This window comes from Aliiroseovarius sediminis (genome assembly GCF_022678485.1).
GTDB lineage: Bacteria > Pseudomonadota > Alphaproteobacteria > Rhodobacterales > Rhodobacteraceae > Aliiroseovarius > Aliiroseovarius sediminis.
Genome location: NZ_JALBYP010000034.1, coordinates 13,866 through 32,695 on the forward strand (window position 1 = coordinate 13,866; position 18,830 = coordinate 32,695).

20 protein-coding genes are annotated in these 18,830 nt (G+C 60.3%); 10 read left to right on the top strand and 10 right to left on the bottom strand.

From position 1 onward, the window contains the following. Positions 1-84: 84 nt before the first annotated feature. Positions 85-843: a DeoR/GlpR family DNA-binding transcription regulator gene (locus MN186_RS10670; RefSeq protein WP_242114359.1), complete on the bottom strand. Its 759-nt coding sequence runs from the start codon at positions 841-843 to the stop codon at positions 85-87. Positions 844-961: 118 nt separating this feature from the next. Here MN186_RS10670 and glpD point away from each other — a divergent pair, with 118 nt between their 5' ends. The 4 genes from glpD (at position 962) to MN186_RS10690 (ending at position 5,762) form a co-directional block, all read left to right on the top strand. Beyond that, positions 962-2,530, top strand: a complete 1,569-nt coding sequence (gene glpD / locus MN186_RS10675) for a glycerol-3-phosphate dehydrogenase (protein ID WP_242114360.1) — start codon at positions 962-964, stop codon at positions 2,528-2,530. A 443-nt stretch (positions 2,531-2,973) separates the two neighbouring features. After that, a complete protein-coding gene (locus tag MN186_RS10680; RefSeq protein ID WP_242114361.1) occupies positions 2,974-3,333 on the top strand; it encodes a 4Fe-4S dicluster-binding protein in 360 nt (119 codons plus the stop codon). Beyond that, complete coding sequence (locus tag MN186_RS10685; RefSeq protein WP_242114362.1) at positions 3,281-4,231, top strand: DMT family transporter; 951 nt, start codon at positions 3,281-3,283, stop codon at positions 4,229-4,231. The genes MN186_RS10680 and MN186_RS10685 overlap by 53 nt, the downstream gene beginning before the upstream one ends. 283 nt (positions 4,232-4,514) lie before the next feature. Further along, the gene (locus MN186_RS10690) at positions 4,515-5,762 is read left to right on the top strand and encodes a Zn-dependent hydrolase (RefSeq protein ID WP_242114363.1); all 1,248 of its coding nucleotides are present in this window, start codon (positions 4,515-4,517) and stop codon (positions 5,760-5,762) included. 220 nt (positions 5,763-5,982) lie between these two features. Here MN186_RS10690 and MN186_RS10695 read toward each other — a convergent pair whose 3' ends face one another. Both MN186_RS10695 and MN186_RS10700 read right to left on the bottom strand, forming a co-directional pair. Next, positions 5,983-7,347, bottom strand: a complete 1,365-nt coding sequence (locus MN186_RS10695) for a sensor histidine kinase (protein ID WP_242114364.1) — start codon at positions 7,345-7,347, stop codon at positions 5,983-5,985. Then, positions 7,344-8,105 (bottom strand): response regulator, encoded by a 762-nt coding sequence (locus MN186_RS10700; RefSeq protein WP_242114365.1) that lies wholly within the window; start codon positions 8,103-8,105, stop codon positions 7,344-7,346. The genes MN186_RS10695 and MN186_RS10700 overlap by 4 nt, the downstream gene beginning before the upstream one ends. A gap of 13 nt (positions 8,106-8,118) precedes the next feature. Between MN186_RS10700 and MN186_RS10705 the strand changes: the two genes are divergently transcribed. Genes MN186_RS10705 through MN186_RS10715 form a run of 3 tightly spaced genes read left to right on the top strand, consistent with a single transcriptional unit; the run spans position 8,119 to position 10,717 of the window. Continuing rightward, positions 8,119-8,394 (top strand): lipid-A-disaccharide synthase N-terminal domain-containing protein, encoded by a 276-nt coding sequence (locus tag MN186_RS10705; RefSeq protein WP_242114366.1) that lies wholly within the window; start codon positions 8,119-8,121, stop codon positions 8,392-8,394. Next, positions 8,391-9,962, top strand: coding sequence for an ArnT family glycosyltransferase (locus MN186_RS10710; RefSeq protein WP_242114367.1), 1,572 nt, complete (start codon positions 8,391-8,393; stop codon positions 9,960-9,962). Before MN186_RS10705 ends, MN186_RS10710 begins: the two co-directional genes overlap by 4 nt. Beyond that, on the top strand, positions 9,959-10,717 hold the full coding sequence (locus MN186_RS10715; protein WP_242114368.1) for a glycosyltransferase family 2 protein: 759 nt from the start codon (positions 9,959-9,961) through the stop codon (positions 10,715-10,717). Before MN186_RS10710 ends, MN186_RS10715 begins: the two co-directional genes overlap by 4 nt. Before the next feature lie 15 nt (positions 10,718-10,732). Here MN186_RS10715 and MN186_RS10720 read toward each other — a convergent pair whose 3' ends face one another. The 3 genes from MN186_RS10720 to MN186_RS16550 all read right to left on the bottom strand — a co-directional run bounded on the left by MN186_RS10720 (position 10,733) and on the right by MN186_RS16550 (position 12,365). After that, entirely contained in the window at positions 10,733-11,593 is an 861-nt protein-coding gene (locus tag MN186_RS10720) for a universal stress protein (RefSeq protein WP_242114369.1), read from the bottom strand. Positions 11,594-11,752: 159 nt separating this feature from the next. Beyond that, positions 11,753-11,935 carry a hypothetical protein gene (locus MN186_RS10725; protein ID WP_242114370.1) on the bottom strand — a complete coding sequence of 61 codons (183 nt, stop codon included), beginning with the start codon at positions 11,933-11,935 and terminating at the stop codon, positions 11,753-11,755. 67 nt (positions 11,936-12,002) lie between these two features. Beyond that, on the bottom strand, positions 12,003-12,365 hold the full coding sequence (locus tag MN186_RS16550; RefSeq protein WP_338024991.1) for a DUF1127 domain-containing protein: 363 nt from the start codon (positions 12,363-12,365) through the stop codon (positions 12,003-12,005). On the opposite strand from MN186_RS16550, the gene MN186_RS10735 reads away from it, so the two are divergent. The 3 genes from MN186_RS10735 (at position 12,364) to rnk (ending at position 13,848) form a co-directional block, all read left to right on the top strand. Then, a complete protein-coding gene (locus tag MN186_RS10735; RefSeq protein ID WP_242114372.1) occupies positions 12,364-12,534 on the top strand; it encodes a hypothetical protein in 171 nt (56 codons plus the stop codon). The two genes, MN186_RS16550 and MN186_RS10735, sit on opposite strands and share 2 nt — an antisense overlap. Positions 12,535-12,913: 379 nt before the next feature. After that, the gene (locus MN186_RS10740; RefSeq protein ID WP_242114373.1) at positions 12,914-13,351 is read left to right on the top strand and encodes a GreA/GreB family elongation factor; all 438 of its coding nucleotides are present in this window, start codon (positions 12,914-12,916) and stop codon (positions 13,349-13,351) included. Positions 13,352-13,401: 50 nt separating this feature from the next. Then, positions 13,402-13,848, top strand: a complete 447-nt coding sequence (rnk, locus tag MN186_RS10745) for a nucleoside diphosphate kinase regulator (protein ID WP_242114374.1) — start codon at positions 13,402-13,404, stop codon at positions 13,846-13,848. Positions 13,849-13,865: 17 nt separating this feature from the next. On the opposite strand, the gene MN186_RS10750 is transcribed toward rnk, so the two are convergent. The 4 genes from MN186_RS10750 to hdhA all read right to left on the bottom strand — a co-directional run bounded on the left by MN186_RS10750 (position 13,866) and on the right by hdhA (position 18,597). Further along, a complete protein-coding gene (locus MN186_RS10750; protein ID WP_242114375.1) occupies positions 13,866-15,518 on the bottom strand; it encodes an alpha/beta hydrolase in 1,653 nt (550 codons plus the stop codon). Between the two features lie 85 nt (positions 15,519-15,603). Further along, a complete protein-coding gene (locus tag MN186_RS10755; protein ID WP_242114376.1) occupies positions 15,604-16,149 on the bottom strand; it encodes an HdeD family acid-resistance protein in 546 nt (181 codons plus the stop codon). A gap of 23 nt (positions 16,150-16,172) precedes the next feature. Beyond that, positions 16,173-17,819, bottom strand: coding sequence for a serine hydrolase (locus MN186_RS10760; protein ID WP_242114377.1), 1,647 nt, complete (start codon positions 17,817-17,819; stop codon positions 16,173-16,175). Positions 17,820-17,829: 10 nt separating this feature from the next. Then, complete coding sequence (hdhA, locus tag MN186_RS10765; protein WP_242114378.1) at positions 17,830-18,597, bottom strand: 7-alpha-hydroxysteroid dehydrogenase; 768 nt, start codon at positions 18,595-18,597, stop codon at positions 17,830-17,832. Positions 18,598-18,830: the final 233 nt, after the last annotated feature.

The window sequence follows — 18,830 nt, forward strand, 5'->3', positions numbered from 1 at the left end:
TCTCCTGACTGCGACCCATGCGCCGCAACATAACCAGCGCATAAATGACCGCCGGTCATGTATCATTGACCACAGAAATGACGGCTAGGCAACAAGGATTTCGACGCCAGCAGCGGCGCAGTTACCAGCCAGCCTGTCGGGCGCGGGTTCGTCGGTGACGATCTGGTCCAGATCCTGAAGCGCACCAATCCGCGCGGGGGCAGTGCGTGACAGCTTCGAGTGATCACAGACCAAAACCCGGCGCCGCGCGGCGTGCAGCCCCGCTTGGCTGACCACGACCTCTTGCAGGTCAAAATCCAGAAAATCACCATCCTGATCCAGCGCGGAACAGCCAATGACCGCGATATCGAACCGAAACTGCCCGACCGCGCGCGCTGCCAGATCCCCCACCAACCCGCCATCCGCCGGCCGCAGGGCGCCACCCGTGACAATCACCTGACAGTCAGGATTGGCCGACAGGATCTGCGCCACATTGATATTGTTCGTTACGACCAGCAGGTTTTGGTGATGCAGCAGCGCATGGGCAACCGCCTCGGTCGTGGTGCCGATGTTCAGGAAGATGGCGCAATCATTGGGGATCAATTGCGCGACAGAACGCGCGATCCCGGCTTTGGCGGACTGGTTCAGGGCGCGGCGTTCCTCATACGCGATGTTTGATATGCCCGAGGGCAGGATCGCGCCGCCATGCACCCGCACCAACCGCCCGGCTTCGGCCAGATCGGTCAGGTCGCGCCGGATCGTCTGCAAGGTCACGCCGAAATGCGCCGCCAGCCCGTCGACCGAAACCTTACCGTCCCGCCGCGCCATCGCCAGAATCTCAGGTATCCGTAGTGTTTGCGACATACAAATCCTCTCTACGCGATCAATTTGCGATAAAACGAACATTTACGAAAGTCTCTTTCTTTCTTTTCTGGCAGAATCGGCGCATAACATTGACAGAATGATGCAAACGAGGCCCGCCATGGAACGCACAGACCAGATCAGTGACCTTTTCATTATCGGCGGCGGCATCAACGGTTGCGGTATTGCGCGCGACGCCGCAGGGCGCGGATTGTCCGTGACCTTGGCCGAGATGAATGACCTTGGAGGCGCAACCTCGTCAGCCTCGACCAAGCTGTTTCACGGCGGCTTGCGTTATCTTGAGTATTTCGAGATCAGGTTGGTGCGCGAGGCCCTGATCGAACGCGAAACACTTCTGCGCGCCATGCCACATATCAGTTGGCCGATGCGCTTCGTCCTGCCCTATCACAAGGACATGCGGTTCGAGGGGGACACGCCGACCTCGAAACTGCTGTCATTTGTGATGCCATGGATGAAGGGGCGGCGTCCCGCATGGCTGATCCGTCTGGGCCTGTTTCTTTACGACAACCTCGGTGGGCGAAAATTCCTGCCAGGCACAAAAACTCTGTCTCTGCCCGGCACGCCTGAAGGTGCGCCGTTAAAAGACAAGTTCTCCAAAGCCTATGAATATTCCGATGGCTGGGTGGATGACGCGCGACTTGTCATCCTGAACGCCCGCGATGCCGAGGCGCGCGGCGCCACAATCCTGCCGCGCACCAAGGTGGTCAAGACCACACGCCTTGCCGATCATTGGGTCATCGAAACGCAAGACACCCGCACCGGCGCCACCACCCGGCACAGGGCCAAGATCGTGGTCAACGCCGCCGGGCCTTGGGTTGGCGAACTGATCCACGGCGCGCTGGATGTAGAAACCAAGGAAGGCGTCCGGCTGGTGCGCGGGTCGCATATCGTGACGCCGAAATTGTTTGACCACGACAAGGCCTATTTCTTCCAAGGCACCGATGGCCGGATCATCTTCGCCATTCCCTATGAACACGACTTTACGCTGATCGGCACAACCGATGCGCCGCATGACACCGCCGACACCAGCCCCGTCTGCACCGATGAGGAGCGTGACTATCTGATCGACTTCGTGAACCAGTATTTCGCGCGACCGATCACCAAGGATGACGTGGTCTGGACCTATTCCGGCGTGCGCCCCCTGTATGATGACGGGGCAAGCTCGGCCACCGCCGCGACGCGGGAATACGTGCTGAAGTTAAATGATACCGACGGTGCACCGGTCTTGAATATCTTTGGCGGCAAGATCACCACCTATCGTCGCTTGGCCGAAAACGCGCTGGCCAAGCTCAGGCGTCACCTGCCCCAGCTTGGCGCAGATTGGACAGCGGATCAGCCCCTGCCCGGCGGCGATTTCCCGATGGATGGCGTGCAGGACTTGATCGACAAGTTGAAACGCGATTTCCCCTTCCTGACAAACCTCTGGGCCACCCGCCTAATACGCGCCTACGGCATGGAAAGCTGGGACGTTCTGGCAGGGGCGAGCAGCGTGGACGATCTGGGCAACGACTTCGGCGCGACCCTAACCGCGCAAGAGGTCCGGTGGCTGATCGACAAGGAGTTTGCCCGCCGGGCCGATGACGTGATCTGGCGACGGTCCAAGCTTGGCTTGCGGCTGCAGAAAGGCGAGGTCGAGGTGCTGGACAACTGGATTTCCCGCAACCTGTGATCCCGCGCGTTGAATTTCGCTGGGCGATCTGTTTTCAGCCTTGGCACAGCCTTTGATTTTGTGCATTCGTCGGAAGCGCTAAATAAGAATAGGGTTCGACAAGCACCCCAATCAGCGGTGGGTCACGAGTTGCTCAGGACGACTGGCGCCAGCATGAGTGCAAAGCAAATTCTCAGCCCTGCGGACATTGATCGCCTCGGCCATGGTGTCGTGACAGTAAGATGAGTGAAAACGCATCCGCCCCCGCATCGCGGAAACCGGCTGTGTGTGTGTGTTCGCGCTGAACTTCAGATATCCGCACGGGAAGGTCGCACTGGGCGGGGCCGATGCGGTCAGCTTAATCAACACAAACAAATCGATCTCCACCGTCAATCTTGACGCAATATCGCCCGGACAGATGGTTTCGGACCTGCCAATATATGGTTGAAGGGGCGATACTTCGATTGACCACGCTATTGGGCGCGGTGCGCAATGGTGCCGGCTGGTACGACCTGAACCTAAACCGCGTCACCCGGGCGCGGATCGACCAAGTGGCTTGCATCGCACGCGGGCGCTGCTATGCAGCCTGCTTAGATACATCGCACCAAGCTATCAATAGGTCTGAAAATAGCGACTTTGATGTGATGGATGACGAAAGCACGGCTTGCGACGTATGTATCAATGCCCACCCGGTCGAAGGCGGCATCATCATGCAAACCATTGCCCCCGGCACCATAGATCAACGAACGGGACCGGATGTGAAGGAACACTATGCCAACTGGACGATCCACTCCGACAACCCAAGCGGCGCAACCACCGAATGAATCCAGCGCGGCCCTGTTCCAATCGCGGCAGGGCCATCTGGCGATGTTGGCGTTCTCGGCGCTGGTGTCACTGTCGTTCAGCTTTGGTCACATCATCGCAAAAGACATCGCGCCTGCCGCTTTGAACACCGTGCGGTTTGCGCTGGCCGCGCTGGTCCTGTTCGGGCTGGCCCGAATCCTGCATGTTCCGGTCCGCCCTGTCTTTAACAGGTTTTGGCGGTTCGGCCTGATTGGCGGGCTGATGGCCGTCTATTTCATCACGATGTTCGAGGCGCTTCGGATGACAACCGCCGTATCCACCGCCGCGGTATTCACGTTAACGCCCCTGATGGCCGCGGGCTGCGGGCGGCTGATTGCCGGGCAGCGATCCGGGCGTTGGACGTTGATTGCGCTGACCATCGGTGCGGTTGGGGCCGTCTGGGTAATCTTTCGCGCGGATATCGGCGCGCTTATGCGGTTCGAACTTGGCCGCGGCGAGGCGCTGTTTGCCATCGGTGCGCTGGGTCATGCACTGGTTCCGGCGGTTTCGCGGAAGCTGGCAAGTGATGTGAAGCCTTTGCAAACCTCGCTTGGGTCGGTGCTGGGGGCGCTGATTGTCACCGGCATCTATGGGTTTGGTGACCTAATCAAAACCGACTTTGTAGCCATGCGCCCGGCAGTGTGGATGGTCGTTGCCTATCTTGCCATCGTGACCACGGCCGGCACGTTCTTTCTGGTTCAATATGCCGCCCAGCGGCTGCCAGCCAGCAAGGTCATGGCTTATACTTATCTGGTGCCAAGCTGGGTGGTGCTTTGGGATTTCGTATTCTACGGCACAACGCCCCCCGCCCTTCTGCTGGCTGGCATAGCGACAACATTGCTGGCACTGACGATGCTGCTTAGGGGCGAAGCGGTCTGATCAGCATCTGCTTTATGAACGCTTCTTCATCCAGGACCCGTAGGGCCGCCAGCTGGTCAAGGCATTGGCTTAGCCAAAAAATGTCTTCTCGGCGGTCATTTTCACTCGTTTGCCATGCAAAAACCTTACGTAATCTGGGTTACGCTATGTGCTTTTCCTGAAACATGGCTTTCTGCACCGTGGGCCAAAAAGATTGACCGAACGCGCAAATATCCGTCAGCCTGTCAGTAAGACCGGCCCCGAGTTTCGCAACGCCGCAACGCCGGCCAAATGAGGAAATATCATGAGCCAAGCCAGCAATTTGCGCATCGACCCCGACCGTCTTTGGGACAGCCTGATCGTGATGGCAAAGATCGGCCCCGGCGTTGCTGGCGGCAACAACCGCCAGGCCCTGACCGACGACGACGCCACAGCGCGCGCGCTGTTCCAGACATGGTGCGAGGATGCGGGCTGCACCGTGGGTGTGGACACAATGGGCAATATGTTTGCCACGCGCCCGGGTGAAGACCCCGCGGCCCTGCCCGTCTATATGGGGTCGCATCTGGATACGCAGCCTACGGGCGGCAAATATGACGGCGTACTGGGCGTGCTGGGAGGGCTTGAAGCAATCCGCACCTTGAATGATCTGGGCGTCAAGACCAAGCACCCCATCGTTCTGACCAACTGGACCAACGAAGAAGGCACGCGGTTTGCGCCTGCGATGCTGGGCTCGGGCGTGTTTGCAGGCAAACATTCGCAGGATTGGGCCTATGCGCGCACGGACGCCGAGGGCAAGACCTTCGGGGACGAACTTTCGCGCATTGGCTGGGTCGGCGACGAAAAGGTTGGCTCGCGTAAAATGCACGCGATGTTCGAGCTGCACATCGAACAAGGGCCGATCCTTGAGGCCGCGGGCAAGGATATCGGCATCGTCACCCACGGCCAGGGCTTGCGCTGGATTGAATGCACCGTGACAGGCAAGGAAAGCCACACCGGGTCAACCCCGATGGCGCTGCGCAAGAATGCAGGGCGCGGGTTGGCCTTGGTGACGGAACTGGTGCACGAAATCGCAATGGTAAACCAGCCCAATGCGGTCGGCACCATTGGTCATATCGACGTCTATCCGAATAGCCGCAATATCATTCCGGGCAAGGTGGTCTTTACCGTCGATATGCGCACGCATCTGGTGGACAAGCTGAACGCGATGGTCGACGAGTTAATGAGCCGCGCCCCGAAGCTGTGCGAAGATATAGGCGTCAAGTTCGCATGCGAGATCGTCGGCCAGTTCGACCCGCCCGCTTTCGATGAAGGCTGCGTTAGCGCGGCGCGCGATGCGGCCAACGCGCTGGGATACAGCCATATGGATATCGTATCGGGCGCCGGTCACGATGCGTGCTGGGTGAACGACGTGGCCCCGACCGCGATGATCATGTGCCCCTGTGTCGATGGGCTAAGCCACAACGAGGCCGAAGAAATCTCGAAGGAATGGGCGCAGGCGGGGGCAGATGTGTTGATGCACGCCGTGCTGGAAAAAGCAGAGGTGGCGGAATGAGTTGACGAACCGGACCGGGGCTCTGCCCCGGACCCCGGGATATTTATCGCCAGAGGAAGCAGAAACTGCGCGTGGCCATCAAGGAAGGTCCATAATCAACACATTCGATGTATCGCGAGCAACCGCACCTTACACGTGCAAGCCGAGATCACTACCGTGTATATGAAAAACACTGAAAACTAGAGCATATTTACGAAACGCAAGGGGCAAACGGGGCGACTCACCCCGCCAGCGGGGCATAGAAGCGCGCTTCAAATCCCGAGCTTGCGCCAGCAGGCGGCGATAGAAGCTCAAGTCGCCCGCCCGAATGCCGCGCGATCTTGTCGGCGATATAGAGCCCCAGCCCGAACCCATCCGCAGTGGTGGCCCCACGCTGAAACCGTTTGGACAGCTGCGCGAGTTCATCGGCGGGGACGACAGAGCCTTCATTGCGCACGCAAAGCAGGCCATCAGCCAACAAAACAACCTGTACGCCGCTGCCTGGCGATGCGTGCTGGAAAGCGTTGTCCAACAAGTTGCCCGCGATCATCGCAAACGCATCGGGGTCGATCGTAGCCATGACCGGCCGATCAGCAAGCGTGACATGCAGGCGGTCGCGCCGGACTGGGTCGCGGCGGCTGTCATTCACAACGATATCGGTCAGTCGGATCAGATCATGCACATCTTGCGAGCCGCCGATGCCGGCCTCTGCGCGGGCAAGTTGCAACAGACGGGTGACAAGGCGGCTCATACGTTTCAGGGCGTCTTCGATGGTGGCAAGCCGTCCGCTGGAACCTTCACCGGTTTCCGCCTGCATGCGTTGCACCTGTGCCAGTGCGACGGCGACGGGGGTGCGCAGTTCATGCGCCGCGCTGGTCGCGAAAGCACGCTCGCCGTCGAGGGCCTGGGCCAGGCGAAACATGAAGCCGTTGATGGTTGAGGTAATTGCGCGCAGCTCGGAAGGTTGACCGCCTGCGTCAATCGGATCGAGCCGCGCATCGCTGCGCGCGTCAATCTCGGCGCGCAAATGATCAAGCGGCGCAAGTGCCCGGTTGCCGATCCATGTCACGGTCAGATAGGCCAAAGGCAGGATAGCCAACATCGGGATAACAAGGGCCGTCAGACTGTCAAGGAACGCTGCTGACCGTTCCTGACGCAAATCCCCCACCTGCATGACAAAACCATCCACATCCGGTGCGGTGGTGTAAAAGACGTGGCTTTCCGTCATGCTGTAGCCCCGCGCGCCCGGCGGGGGAAAGGCAACGTCATGCGGCACGTCCGAGACCATCAGGACCTTGCCCGACCTGTCCAGCAGGCGATAGGCCAATGCCTCGGCGTCTGGCTCCAACCCGCCTTGCGGGTCAAAGCGCAGCCGCGGCTTGAAGGTGATCGGGGGCGCATCCCCCCCTGCCCGCGCCCGCTGATAGTCGATGACTATCGCAGGCAGATAAACCTGTGCGGTTTCCTGAATGATCTTGTCGGCCAGCTTTTGCTGTTCGTTTCGCAGCACCACGGCGGAGGCGATCAGGGCCAGCAGCCAGATCGCGGCAAACCCCAAAATGATCAGCCGCGACAAACGCCGGGCCAAGCTGTCACGCAGAATCATCCCTTGCCCATCCTGTAGCCAAACCCACGCACCGTTTCGATCACACCGCGCCCCAGCTTGGCCCTGAGGCGACTAACATGCGCCTCGATCGCATTGCTTTCGACTTCGCTGCCAAAGCCGTAGAGCGCGTCTTCGAAGTCTGCTTTGCTGACGGTGATGTCGGGACGACGGCTTAACCTGTCGAGAATGGCCCATTCCTTGGGGGTCAGGCGCACGGGGGCGTCGTTCAGATAAACGACCTGCGCTGATGGCACGATACTGATCGGGCCGAACTGGCGTTGGCTGGCCCGGCTGCTGTCGGCCCGGCGCAGAATGGCTGCGACACGCGCCAGCATCTCGTCCAGATCATAAGGCTTGACCAGATAATCGTCGGCGCCTGCCTCAAGACCCTGGATCCGCTGCATGATTTGGTCGCGCGCCGTGGCGATCAGAACCGGCGTGCTGGCCGCACGGTTGCGCAGGTCGCGCACCAATGTCAGCCCGTCCCCATCGGGAAGCTGCAAATCCAGCAGGATCAGATCATAGGACGTGGCGCGCACCGCCGCTTGCGCATCGTCCAGCTTCACCGCGATATCGACGGCATGACCTGCCTCGCGCAAATGTTCGGCTGCTGCCTCGGCCAAGGCGTGTTCATCTTCGACAACCAGCAATCGCATTCCGTTCGGGTCCATTCTTTTTGCCAACCATAGGGTATTCGTCAGCAATCGGTAAGGTGGCGGTGACATCAGCCCGCCACCGGCATATGGGCTGGGGGTCATCTTTGGAAATGTCATGTCAATCAGCACAATTTGGATCGGAATCGGGTTTCTGGGTCAGGCGCTGTTCACGTCCAGATTTCTGGTGCAGTGGATCGTCAGCGAACGTCGCGGCGAAAGTGTGATTCCGCTGGCGTTCTGGTGGTTCAGCCTGGCGGGCGGGCTGACGCTTTTGTCATACGCCATCTGGCGGCAAGACCCGGTCTTTATCCTTGGTCAGGCGACCGGTCTGTTCGTCTATGCCCGCAACCTGATCCTGATCAGACGCCGCCGGGCCGAGGCCACGCAATGACACCGACCGTTGCCGCGCGCTGGACGCTGTTTGCCTTTTTTCTTGTGGCTGTGGCCGGCGTGTTTCTGCGCCCACTGACACCGATTGACGAAACCCGCTATGTCGCCGTCGCTTGGGAGATGTGGCAAAGCGGCAATTACTTCGTCCCCACCAAGAACTACGACATCTATACCCACAAGCCGCCGCTGCTGTTCTGGGCGATCAACCTGATGTGGATGTTCACCGGAGTGTCGGAATTCGCCGCGCGCCTTGTGGGGCCGCTGTTTGCGGTGCTGTCCATCGTTCTGACAGGCCGTCTGGCCCGGAAACTGGGGGCCGAGGATGCAACCATCGGCCCGCGCGCCGTCATGGTGCTGTCGGCGATGTTGCTGTTTGCGATCTCGGGCGGGTTGACGATGTTCGACGCGCTTCTGACCTGCACGACGCTGGCCGGATATCTGGCGCTGGTCAACGCGGTCGATACCGGCGCGCGGCGCTGGTGGGCGGCGGTTGGTGTCGCGATCGCGCTTGGCGTGCTGGCCAAGGGGCCGGTGATATTGGTGCATCTTGGCCCCGCCATGCTGTTGACCCCGCTTTGGGCGCGCACGCGGCGCAAGGTGTCGTGGCCGTCCACCTTTGCGGGCGTCGGCATCGCCCTTGCCACCGCCCTTGGCGTTGTGGCGCTTTGGCTGGTGCCCGCCATCGTGATCGGTGGCGCTGAATACCGGGACGAGGTCTTGTGGACGCAAAGCGCGGGCCGGATCAGCGCTTCGTTCGCCCACGCACGGCCCTGGTGGTGGTTCGCCACGCTTCTTCCGTTTCTTCTGTTTCCGTGGTTTTTCGTGCCGAGCGTCTGGAAAGCCGCGATCACTGCCCGCTGGCAGGATACCGGTCTTGCCCTGCCCGCGATCTGGGCAATGTCTGCGCTGGTGCTGTTCAGCCTGATCAGCGGCAAACAGGTGCATTACCTTGTGCCCGAGCTTCCCGCTGTCGCCCTGATCGTCGCCGGGCTGTTGCCCGAACGCCCTGCGTTCCGCCCACTTCTGGCCAGCGTGCCCTTGCTGCTGGCGGCTGTCGCGGCGATGCTGGCGGGGGCGGGGTTCGTTGATCTTGGCTCTGCCGCGCCGCTTCTGGACCCGCAGACGAATCTGCTGGCCTGGGGCCTGTTCATGCTGGCGGTGTGCTGGTTGGCGGTGCGGTTGGGCGGCTTGCCCGGAGCACTTACGCTGACCCTTGGCACGGCGTTGTCACTGAACGTCCTAATCGGGGTCAGCGCAATCCACGGCATTTTCGACACCAAGCGGATCGCGTCTATAGTCGCGCCGCATCAGGGGGACGGCATCGCCTATGTCGGTCGCCAATATAATGCCGAGTTCAACTTCGCCGGACGTCTGACCGAACCCGTGACCGAGATCATCGACCCCGCTGGCCTGCCCGCATGGATGACACAGCACCCTGACGGCTTGATCATCGGTCGCCCTGATGAGGTCGGCGCGACCTGGCCACCCTATCGCAACATTCTGTTCCGCAACGCCCCCCATGCCATCTGGCGTGTCACCGATGCCTCAAATCCGGAGCCCTCATCATGACCTCAACCATACCCGACATCAGCGTCGTTATCCCCGCCCGCGACGAGGTCGTCGCCATCGGCCCCCTTGTGGAAGAGGTCGGGCGCGTACTGGACGAGCGCGCTTTCGAAGTGATCGTGGTCGATGACGGGTCCACCGATGGCACGCATCATTCCCTGACGCGGCTGGCGGCGGCGCATGATTGGCTGAACTGGCTGCAAAACAAAGAAAGCGTGGGGCAGTCAGCCTCGATCCGGCACGGTGTGCGCGCGGCGCGCGGGCAGATCATCGTGACGCTGGATGGTGACGGGCAGAACCCGGCCGACCAGATCCCGAAACTGCTGGCACCCTTCGACGCCGGCGCCAACCCGGCGCTGGGGCTGGTGCAGGGCCAGCGCGTCGCGCGACAGGATACGATTGCCAAACGCTGGGCATCGCGGGCGGCCAACGCGATCCGGGTGGCCCTTTTGCATGACGGGGTGCGGGATTCCGGCTGTGGTCTCAAGGCATTCCGGCGCGAAGCTTACTTCGACCTGCCCTTCTTCAACCACATCCACCGGTTTATGCCCGCCATGATGCTGCGCGAAGGGTGGGAGGTGCAGACCGTCGCCGTATCCCATCAGTCGCGTCATGGCGGACAATCAAAATATTCCAACCTACGACGTGCGCTGGTGGGTATTCCCGACCTTCTGGGCGCCGCGTGGCTGATCCGACGCGCCGGCCCCCCGCGGCACAACCGCAGGGGGCCAACGCAATCAGGTTCAAACGACAGTTAAGATTTGGCAGATACCCTAATCCAGCGCCGGACGTGCCAGCGGCGTGACCAGAACATCGCAGGGCGGGTCGGTCAACAACTGCTCGGCCGTGCTTCCCAGCAAAGCTTTTGACAACCACGACCGCGCGTGCGGCCCGACGCAAACCAGATCAGCGTCCAGCCGGCGCGCCTCGCGGTCAAGGATGGCACTGGGGCTGCCTTCCACCAGCAGCCATTCATACGTGACGTCGTCGTTCAGGCTTTCCTCGAATTGGGTCATTTCGCCTTTTAACGATGCCTCGATTCGCTGTTTGTCGCGCTGCGACAGCTCCCCCCCCGCGGTGGGCCGGGTGGTCAGGGTGCGATAGGGGATGTGATAGGCGTTCAGGAACGTGACCGGGTGACCGGGGGCGATAGACGCGACCAGATTGGCCGCGTTACACGCGCATTGCGAGAAGTCGACGCCAACCAAGGGCCGCTGGTAAGGTGCGCTCGCTTGCTCGCTCACCGTTAACAATGGCACCGGGCTAGAGGCGGCGACACGTTCGATGGTCGTCCCCCGAAACCGATCCAGAAAACCGCGCGACCGATGGGTGCCCAAAACAACCAAATCAGCGCCCAACACCTCGACCTGATCCAAAAGGGTTGACCAGGAATTTCCGAATACGACGTGAATCTCGACCTTGATGTCCGCGCCTATCCCACGATTTGCGATCTGGCGGTTCAGCAAAGCTTCGACGTTTTTCTGCTGCTCCTGTGCGATTGAGGTCGGCAGTTCGTCATCCACCACATGCAACACATGCAGCGTCGCACCCGACTGTTTCGCCAACATTGCGGCGCGCGACATCGCGCGGTCCGAGCGTTCTGAAAGGTCAGTCCCGACCACGATCGTTTTCATCTTGTCTCTCCTTTAAGGCGGACGTATGCAGCCAGATGCGACCGTGGTCGCACCATCCCAAACCCCTTGCGATCAATCAATTTTGACCCATCGCGGGTTAGGCTTCATTGACATGGGGCAATGCTTGGAAAGATTTGCGCGCTGCGATCGTCTTACCCTCTAGAGGGCAAGACGTGCCTCACGGCAATTGTCATTAACCGGGCTATTTCGCAACATAAGGCGCGGCGCCTCGCTGCGCGCTTCCTTTTTCAGGCACTCGGCGCTGGCAGGCTGTTTTTCCGGTTTTTTGGGTCCAAAAACGGACGGGAACAGCTCTTCAAAGTCAGCTTTACAGATCATCATCGGCTTTATCCTTTCCTGGATTAATGTCGCGCCGTCACATAGGCGGCGCGACGATTACGCTGCAAACTTAGCTGGTCCTGAGAGGTGCCATCTGCTTTGCACATGTGCCGGATCGACCAGATACCGGTTGAGTTGAAGCGACGGGCGCCATGCCCAACTCGCGGTCGTCAAACGCGTCCACGACCCGACGGATTTCCGCCCGGCGCAGGCCGATATCGCTCAGAAGCCGATCGTCCATTGCATTAAGAGCGGCGACCATCTTGCGCCGTTTCCAGCGCCGCATGGCCGTAGCCGCCCAACGACTGAAGACAGACTCGCGGCTTTGGTCGGCAGGTTCTTGGAACGCCTGCGACTGGTGATATTTCAGATAATTTCGATGTGCCAAAAAGGGATGCATATCATCCTCCGATTTCAAGGTTACTGAAGCCATGACGTCGGATCCCGCTATGTGCGCGACTGGACTGCAAATTACCTGCTATTCCATTCGGGCCAAGCTGACGCCGTCGTCTTTGTTTGTGATCGATGAGATCAGAAAAGACCCCGAGGCGGACAAGGGCACGATTGCCCAGCCCCGCCCGGGGCTACCAGCGGTTCAGTAGTTTTCCCGCGAAAAGCAGGAACCTCTTATGGAAGTCGAATTTCATCATGCTATAGATATGGGCCTTCCGCCCCCGACTTTCAATCCACTGGCCACGCCTGCGACGTTCCGACGCGAAACTGCCTATTTACAGGGCTTGACCGGCCATTCCTTGCCTGTTCTGGATGTGCAATGTGCCCAATATCCGAACGCCCATTGACGAAGCTGCGCGGCATACCTAGCTTTTAGATATGTTGGTTCACGCTGATCACTTCCGTTTCTTACTTTTGAACCGCCTGCCCCCCCGGGTGGCTTAGGCGCGAGTGCGCCTGCTTTCCCCCGGGGCTTCCGAAGAGATCAACGAATGAACAAGCGACGTTTCTGTCGTTTGAGGAGGTAACATGACCAGCACCAATCAACCGCCCATATCCAATCAAAGCAACCGCCCCCATCAGCCCGTGCGGCAATCACATGGCGAACACCGTGCTATGCGACGCAGATCGCCGTGGTTGCCGGACGCAGATCGCCCCGAGGCAACGCATACTCCGAGCGCGTCCGTGTCGCAGGCCGTGCGGTATGACGATATCCAGCACACAACACGTGGCGATGGCGAAACGGTCACCAGTAATTGCCACGTTGTCTATTCGATCAGCGGCGGGCCGGCGGAATCCGGTCTTATGGTCCAACGGGCCCGTGCTGGCATGGGCGGTGTTATCCCCGCCTCATCCGCGCTTGGCTCTGCTTTGATAGGGCTGCGCGTGGGCCAACGCGCACCATTGGTGTTTGACGATGGCAAGGTCGGCACCGTGACCGTGCTTGAGGTCGCACAAACGGACTGACGCATACCCTGCGCACCTTCTACATTTCCGCCCCTTAAAGGAGACATAAAGTGTCTGCCCAAGAAACGAATACCACCAAACCGCGCCGCACGCGCTCGCCGAAAATCGTCATCAATGCGGACGAGATCGCACATATCGAAGGACTTGTCGAAGGTGCTGCACAGCGCAACCCGGCCTTAGCGGACCGCCTGCTGGATGAAATCGGGCGCGCTCGCATCGTTCCGGCAAAAAAGATGCCGGCAGACGTGGTGTCCATTGGCAGCCTTGTGACGTATCGCGACGAATCCACGGGCGCGGACAAGACGGTGCAATTGGTCTATCCCGAAAATGCGGATATCGCCGAGCAAAGAGTGTCGATCATGACGCCCATCGGGGTGGCACTTCTGGGTCTGACCGAAGGGGCGGCGTTCTTTTGGGACACGCGCGACAACCAGCGGCGAACACTGACCGTGATCCGGGTCGATCAGCCGCCGGCAGAAGATGACACGCAGCCCTGACACACGCAGCCCAGCCGTCAGTTATGATCGCAGCCAACATCGAACCCACCATCGCAATGCGCGATCAGGCGGTCGGTATCGGCTGCGGTCCAGTTTATCGGCGCAGTCACCGCCACCCAAGGCCCGACATAATCCGCGCCGTAGTAAGCATGGCCATGGCCATCGGGTGCGGTATTCGCCAGCGCCATATCAACGGCCAACTGAAACTGCGTCACGACCGGCATGAACCGCATATCGGGCGAGACATCGGGGCCGGGCGGCTCGTTCATCCATTCAGGCGCGCGCCATAGCGATGCGGGTTCATAGAACACAATCGGGTCGCTTGAGTATTGCAAATAGACGATGCGCATATTGCCCCAACCATCCGCCCCCCCCGCATTGCGCGAGTGCGAGGCAAAGCGCACCAGCCGCCCCTCGCCCAAGGTTGGGGCGACAAAAGGGCTGCCCTTGTCACGCGAAGCCACGATGCCCTGCCACATTGTTGACGGAAACGGAGGCCCCGCCCACATCGCCCCATTGATCGGATCATCCAGCAGGGCAAACAGGTCGGTGCCGTGCATCGACGACCACGCGCCAAGGCTCAGCCCGTGGATGTAAAGCCGCGGGCGCGCGTCTTTCGGCAGATCACGCCAATAGTTGTGAATGGTACCAATCAACGCCTCGGCTTGATCAAGGCCTGAACGCGTTTCAAGGATCAGCGCCAGCGGGGATTGCAGATATGAATACTGCACCGCAACCGTGGCGATATCACCGCCATGCATATATTCGACCGTGTCCATCGCACCCGGATCCATCCAACCGGTGCCGGTCGGCAGAGCCACAATCAACACCTCACGATCAAAGCCGCCTTGCCGTTTCAACTCGGCCAGCGCGATGTCGGCCCGTTCCTGCGCCGTGTCGGCCTGCGCGCGCCCCACATAGACACGCACGGGCTGCAAAGCCTCGCGCCCGGTGAAAGACGCGATGTCGTCCGCATCCGGCCCCGTAGTGACATAATCGCGTCCCGGCTGGCCCAGCGCACCCCAATCGACCAAAGACCCGGCGCCACCCGTGGAAACACCCGCCGGGATCAACGGAGCCATATCAAACAGGTTTTGGGCAAGGGTCACGGAATCGTCCAAGCCTTCGATCACCCGATCCAGCACCCCGTCACGGGTGACCGTCACCACAACAAACGCGGTCAAAAGAAACCCGGCGACATTGGCCGTGCGTGGCGGCATATAGCGATAAAGCCAGAACCGCACCCGGTCGAACAGCCATTGCAGAGCGTAACCCAACAGTACCAGAAGCCCGAAGACGCCCAGCGCCAGCAAAAGCATTTGCAGCGTGTGCGTGCTGTCGACCAGATCCATCCCCATACGGATGCGTATGCCATTCTGCCAGTCACGGGTCTTGAGAAGGGACAGTACAAGCACCACTATCACAGGCACCCCTGTCAATATACGCGCAATCACGATGCTGCGCCCGGTCGGCTCGGGCAGTTCCATCAGACGCCACAGCGACACCCCTATTCGCCCGATCAGATAACCCAACCCCATGACAAGCCCGCCCAGAACGCCTTGGATCACCCAGTTTCGCGGGATCAGGGTCGGGGTCAACGAAGCCTCGAAGAACAGCACCCCAAGGAACAAGGGAAGCACGTAAAGGCCGGTTCGGTCAAAAAAACGCATGGGGTTATCCCGTTGAGAACGCATAGGATATGATCAAGTTTCAGGCAAACTCGCCGTCACACAGGCCACTAGTATTCAAGGTGCTTTATTGGCCCGCCTTGCGCAACCGAAACGCCAATAGTACGAACAGAATACCAAAGGCCACCGCCCAGAAGCCAATTATCCAAGCGATCGAAACCAACCCTGCATGGGGCAGTGCGATGATCGCCACGCCGAACACGACCGACAACAGGCCGCTGGCAATCAACACCCATTCACCGTCAATGGTCTTGCGCAATTGAATGGCCGCAATAATCCGCAAAATGCCGCCCAGAATGGACCATGCGGCGACCAGCCCCAGCAGGAACAACGCAGTGATGCCGGGCATAAGCAGGGTGAAGGCACCGACGACGATGCCCAACACTCCTTCGAGCAGCCACAGCCACCAATTCTCCATCTGGTCGCGGTTGCGGAGCGCGTCGATAGCGCCAACGATCCCGTCAAACAGGATGAACGCGCCGAAGATCAGCACCAGAACGGCCAGCGTCAGCGCAGGCCACACAAAGGCGGTGATGCCAAACGCGATAGCGATCAAACCCCGCACCAGCAACACCCACCAGTTTCGTGACATGAATTCCAACGCAGGGTCCATTCTGTGTTTCCTTTCCGCGGTCATCAGCGACGGCGAGCGGTCATGGTCTGACCGGCCTCGTTCGACAGGATCAATGCGCCGGTGTCGTCAATCTTGTACTCGGTGACAGTCGGCAACAGTTCCAACATCTTCTGTTCTTGATCCATCAAGGCGGGCGGGCAAGCCATCATGGTTGACCCGCCAAGGTCGATCGACAGCGCATCATCAGACGCCTGATAGCTGGCGATCAGGCGGTTGCAGGTCGTATTGCCCGCAAGCGATCCGTCCGGCAGGAATTGCAGGCTGGCTGGGCTGTTGTCGATGACGCCGGCGCCGTCAATATCCTCGATCATCCATTCGCGGCCTGACAGGGTGGGCGTGGCGTCCTGGGCCATAAGGTAGTCGGCAACAGCGCGATAGGCGGGCAGCGATGTCGGATCACTTGCCGCGTTCGCAGCAACGGGGTTCGACGCAAAACGCACAATCACCATGTCTGCGGTCGGGTCGATCCAGATCGTCTGGCCATGCACGCCGCGGGCGGCGAACGCCCCGTGATCGTCGTGGCTGACCCACCACAGGCCTCGATAGCTCCAACCGGGCAGCAGGTCATAACCTGCCTTGGCGAACGCGTCCTTGTCGCCGCCTTCGCGGATACGCGCAATGGCACCCGCCGGGATCACTTGTTCGCCGTTCCATTGGCCGTCATCCAGGATCAACTGGCCCAGCCGCGCCATGTCGCGCAGGGTGGCGTTGAACCCGCCGCCCGCGAAGGGCGTACCGATGGAGTCGACGGTGAAAAATGCCTCGCGCTCGACCCCGATACGCGACCAGATCCGGTTCGACAGATAATCGGCCACCGAAACCCCGGTGCTGCGCGCGATCAACCAGCCCGCCGCATCCGCGTTCACAGTCTTATAGCCAAAGGCATCCCCGTGTTCGCCCTTCTTCTGAACGGTCGTCAGATAGTCGAAATAGCTGCGCGGGCCATCATAGCCTTCGGGCTTGGGCAAGGGGCTGCCGGCTTCGGCATAAGTCCAGACCTCGGCATTCGGGTCGGCATAATCCTCGGAATAATCCAGCGCGGTCGTCATCTCCAACACCTGCCGCACGGTTGCATCGCCGAACGCACTGCCAGCCAGTTCGGGAATGATGTCGGCCACCGGGGCGGTTTCGTCCAGCGTGCCTTCGGCCACCAGCACCTCGGCCATCAAACCAGTCAGGCTTTTGGTCACAGACATCGCCCCGTGAAGGGTGTGTTCGTCCAAACAACCATCATATCGTTCATAGACGATGCGGCCATGATGCATCACAAGCACCCCATCGGTGTAATTCGCATCAAACGCCGCATCCCACGTCATCGCATCCCCCCCGCCCAACGGCGAGAACGTCACAGCGCCCAGCCCGGCATCCAGATCGACGGGCAGATCGCTTGCCCCATCCGTTCCGTTGCGCACCGCGACCGAGGGCATAAGCTCGCGGAAATGGCACACGGTCCAGCGCAGTTTCGGAAACGCGAAATAGTCGGGGTCGGTGAAACGGATGGTCTTGTCGGGCGCTGGCGGGAAGCCCTGCATCCAGCCCAGCGTCTGCGGGTTGGACGCGGTCGCATCAAGGGGGGTGTCCTGTGCCATGGCAACGGCTCCGGTCATCAGGGTGGCGGCGATGGTGGCCGCGAAAATCTTGGTTTGCATCTGCTTATCCTTAGCTCAATTCCTGAACGCCACCGCCCGAAACGGTCAAAATCTGTCCGCTGATCCACGCGGCTGCGGGGGAACACAGAAACAAGGCCGCGTTGGCCATATCCTGCGGCTCGCCCAGACGATGGATCGGCGTGTGCGACAGCATCTTCGCCTCGATCTCGCCGTTCAGCACAGAGTTCAGCGCAGCCGTCCGCGTGGCCCCCGGCGCAACCCCGTTCACGCGAATGTTCTTAGGCCCCAGATCGAAGGCAATATTGCGGATCAAATGGTTGGTCGCGGCCTTGGACGAGCCATAGGACGCCATGTTGGTATTCTTGTTCTCGCCCGCCATCGACGTGACCGCCAGCATGGCACCGCCCCCGGCTTTTTCCATTTCAGGGGCAGCCAACTGGGCCAACCGGAACAGAGAAAACACGTTCAGGTCATAGGCGTTGCGGAAATCCTCCATCGGCATGTCAAAGGGCTTGGGCCCACCGCCACCCGCGTTGCTGACCAGCACCGAGAGTTTGCCAAATTCCGAAATCGTCGCGTTGATCACGTTCACCAGATCAATCTCCAGCGTGACGTTACAAGCCAGAGACGCGGCGCGCCCGCCCGACTGTGTGATCTCGTTCGCGACAGCTTGGGCCGCCTCTGCATCCAGATCGCTGACCATTACGGCAGCGCCAGCCTGCGCAAAGGTCAACGCCATCGCGCGACCAATTCCGGCACCTGCGCCCGTGATCAGGGCCACATCATCATTTAGTGTAAAGTTCTTGGGATCATACATCGTTTCACTCTCCGCTTACCGCTGGCAAAGGACAAGCCCCCCCTTGCGGTCATCCGGGCGTTCAGGACAATGTTTCCTTGGTGGCACAGCACCTTGCGGGCGTATCCAGCGACGCCATCGCCGGACCCTAACTTGTTGTTTCAGTTAGGTTGCCACGTTGTCGCATTCAAGACAAGCGCAGGGTCATCGGCGCAAACGGGCCAGTTATGCCCAACACAATTCCGCGAAGGCCT